The sequence below is a fragment of the Streptomyces sp. NPDC060209 genome, from assembly GCF_042728155.1.
Lineage (GTDB): Bacteria > Actinomycetota > Actinomycetes > Streptomycetales > Streptomycetaceae > Streptomyces.
In genome coordinates, this window is record NZ_JBHWZS010000513.1 from 1 (window position 1) to 3,226 (window position 3,226).

General features: G+C 70.4%; 3 protein-coding genes. All 3 read right to left on the bottom strand.

What is annotated here, in order from left to right; genetic code table 11:
- Positions 1-21: 21 nt before the first annotated feature.
- On the bottom strand, positions 22-672 hold the full coding sequence (locus ACFWFI_RS42010) for a class F sortase (RefSeq protein ID WP_387401119.1): 651 nt from the start codon (positions 670-672) through the stop codon (positions 22-24).
- A 52-nt stretch (positions 673-724) separates the two neighbouring features.
- Positions 725-1,462: a hypothetical protein gene (locus ACFWFI_RS42015; protein ID WP_387401121.1), complete on the bottom strand. Its 738-nt coding sequence runs from the start codon at positions 1,460-1,462 to the stop codon at positions 725-727.
- Positions 1,463-1,697: 235 nt separating this feature from the next.
- Positions 1,698-3,215, bottom strand: coding sequence for a hypothetical protein (locus tag ACFWFI_RS42020; RefSeq protein ID WP_387401122.1), 1,518 nt, complete (start codon positions 3,213-3,215; stop codon positions 1,698-1,700).
- Between the last annotated feature and the right edge of the window lie 11 nt (positions 3,216-3,226).

Consider the following 3,226-nt stretch of genomic DNA (forward strand, 5'->3'; position numbering starts at 1 on the left):
GTTCCGTGTGGCGTGCCTGGATCAGGCCGCCTTCTTCTTGAGTGACGTGAGGTGGGCGAAGACGACGACGTTGGCCGAGTAGCCGTTCTTCTTGTCGAAGCGTCCACCGCATGTCATGAGCCTGAGCTCCGGACGGCCGGTGGCGCCGTACACCTTGTCGTCGGGGAACTTGTCCTTCGTGTAGGTCTTCACCTCGTCGACGGTGAAGACCGCGATCCGCCGGTCCGCCCGGGTGACCTTCACGGTGTCACCCCGGCGCAGGACGTTGAGATTGAGGAAGATCGCCGGCCCCGTCGCGGTGTCACGGTGGCCGACGAGCAGGGACGTACCCGACTCCCCGGGGGACGGGCCCTTGCGGAACCAGCCCACCAATTTCGGCTTGTTCAGCGGCGGGGCGCCGAGCCGCCCCTTCTTGTCCAGGTCGAGGCCCATGACCGGGGCTTCGATGAAGATCGCGGGGATGGCGACCTTGACCGGACGGGAGTGCACCAGCGGTGCGTGCGAGGCGGGCACCTTCTTCTGCGGCTCATGCGGTGCCCTCCGGAACGGCGGCGCCCCGCCGCCCGCGGCGTCGCTGCCGCGGGCGGCGGTGACCGACGAGGCGTCCTCCGGCGAGTCCGAGCTCGCCCACACGACGCCGGTCACCAGCGAGAAGGTCACGCACAGGGTCATCGTGAGCCGGCATGCACGACTCGGTCCCCGGCGTCGCCGTCGGCCGCGCGTGTTATGCCTCGTTGCGGGCACGACGGGCTGCGGATCGACGGACCATGATCAGCCCCGCGATTCCGGCGGCACCGGCGACCAGCGCGGCCGAGGTCCCGACATTCGAGTCGCTCTCGGAGCTGACGCTCTCCATGTCCGGGACGCCACCGCCACCCGCGGGCACCGCGCCGGACGGCTTGTCGTAGATCTCGGCGGCACCCTTCTCAGTACCCTTCTCGGCACCCTTCTCTGCGCCCTTCGCGGTGCCCTTCTCCGCCTGGGCACCGGACTCGGACGAACCCCGGCCTTCGCCGTCCGCACGGCTGCCGCCCTGGCCGTGCTCGGAGCAGTCGACCTCGAAGCTCTTGGTCTTCAGGGGAACTGCCGGAACTGCACCGACCGGCCACGAGATCTGGTAGGTGCCCTCGGGAAGGAGGTACTCCTGGCTGCGGCCCTTGCCGTCCACGAGGGGGAGGGTGTTCGTCAGCGTGTTGCCCGGGGGCCGCTCGGTGATCGTCCACACGAGCTCGGGGAGCTCCCCGAAGTTGTTCGCCACGAGAACGAACTGGCAGACCTCGACGCCGTTGCGCTCACCGCGCGAGTGCCAGCTGACGGAACGGACGTCGATGTCACCGCTCTCGCCGAGCGCGGAGGCGGCAGGGGCTCCGGCCAGGGTGACGACGCCGGCGGCGGCGACCGCAGCGGCCACCGTGGTGCCCGTGCGGATGCTGCGGGAGCGGAGGGAAGCTGGAATGCGCATGCTGGGCTCCTTCAAGCCGAGATGATTGTCGTACTGATCACCTGATCGCCTAAGAGATGACATGGATCATCGAAAAGGTGTGTCGGGACACCGTAAAAGCGCGTAAATGTACCCTGACTAGCCCATGCCGGGCGGCAATTCCCCAGGTGGGAGCCGCCCGAAAGCCCGAGAACAGGAGCGCGGGCGGGCGCGTGGCGGCCCGTCCCGCGAGGTGGAGGCTGGGAGCGGGCAGGGATCAGCCGGCTCGGCGTCGACGCCGCCGGTACACGGCCACCAGGACCACGGCCGCGACGGCGCCCACGGCGATCGCGGCCCAGGTCGCGGGGCGGAAGAAGGAGCGGAAGAAGGAGCGGAGCGGCGGGGCGGGCGAGGCTTCCAGCGGGATGACCGCGGTGTCGTTGCCGGGGGTGCGGTCGTAGGGGTTGTACGTCCGGACGGTGCCCTGCGCACCCGCGACCTGCCGGTCGATGCGGACGTGGAACACGATGGCGGTCGTCCCGTCGTCCTCCCGGGACCAGGAGAAGGCTTCGCCGCCGAGGTCGCAGACGAAGGCCCCGCCGGGCTTCTCCGGCTGCTCGCACCCCCACTTGATGTCACTGTCCTCGAAGGCGTACGGAATGGAGGTGACCGTGGTTCCCTCCGGTGGGACCACCTCGAAGCGGCCCTTCACCTCGTCGCCCCGCAGCCGGCCGGGGCCCAGGTCCCGCACCCCGAGCCGCACCTCCACCGTGTCCCCGACGTGGCCGCGGACCGTTCCGGCGACCGGCCGGTAGTCGGCCTGGACCGTGGTGTCCACCTGGACGACGCCGTTGACGTTCCCGAAGTCGCCGCCCGCCGTCCCGACCAGGGTGATCGGGGCGCCCGTACCGTGCACCGTGTGGTCGGAGGGTGTCTCCGGGGCGGCCGACCAGCTGTAGGACAGCGTGCCGTTCAGCTCCTTGTCGGCCGCCACATAGGTGAGCGGGGAGCTGGTGCGGTAGGCGGCGCCCGCTGCGGCCTTCGTGGGGAACACGCACCAGGCCGATGTGGGCGAGGTGCCCGCGTAGGAGCAGTTGCTGTGGCGGGCCTCGAGGGTGAGGCCGCCGGTCGTACCGATGTGCAGCGCCACGCCCCGGTCCGCCGCGAACTCGGTGTGGTTGGCGAACTCCGGTGTCAGTGGGGCCGGTTGGCCGGGTTCCACGCCGCTCACCTTCACCTCGTCGGGGGCACCCAGTGTGGGCCCGCCGACGACCATGCGGGTGGTGCCCCTGACGGGCTCCGCGTTGTCGGCGCTCGCGGTGTAGGTGATCGTGCCACTGTCACCCGGCTTCACCCCGTCCACCCCGAGGATGTCGAAGGGGGCGTTGCTCTCGCCGTCGTTCCGCAGGGTGCCGTACTCGCAGGTGTACACCCAGCCGCTGCCCGTGCAGTTCCCGTAACCGCCCTCGACCACACGGCCTACGCCTCTGAGCCCTGACGCGTCCACCACGACCTTGATGTCGCGTGCCGGTTCCTTGTTGCCGGGGACGACGGCGACGGGAACCTGGAAGTCCTTGAACGAGGCCTCTGCGCCCTCGTCCGCGTTGTACATGACCACGGTGCGCGGGACGTCCTCCAGACTCAGCGCGACCTTGTCCGAGGCGGTGGCGACGGCCGGTACGAGGGCCGCGGCGAGGAGGGCGGCCAGGCTCATGACCGGTGCTGCCGCGCGTCCGGTGATCCGTATGCGTGGGGGCATGCGGAGCACTATGTCACCGGGGGCGGCCCCCCGCACATGCGGGTGGC

What these genes read in the sequence shown, in the direction of transcription:
- ACFWFI_RS42010 (WP_387401119.1), bottom strand. Translation starts at nt 672, where the DNA reads ATGACCCTGTGCGTGACCTTCTCGCTGGTGACCGGCGTCGTGTGGGCG.
- ACFWFI_RS42015 (WP_387401121.1), bottom strand. Translation starts at nt 1,462, where the DNA reads ATGCGCATTCCAGCTTCCCTCCGCTCCCGCAGCATCCGCACGGGCACC.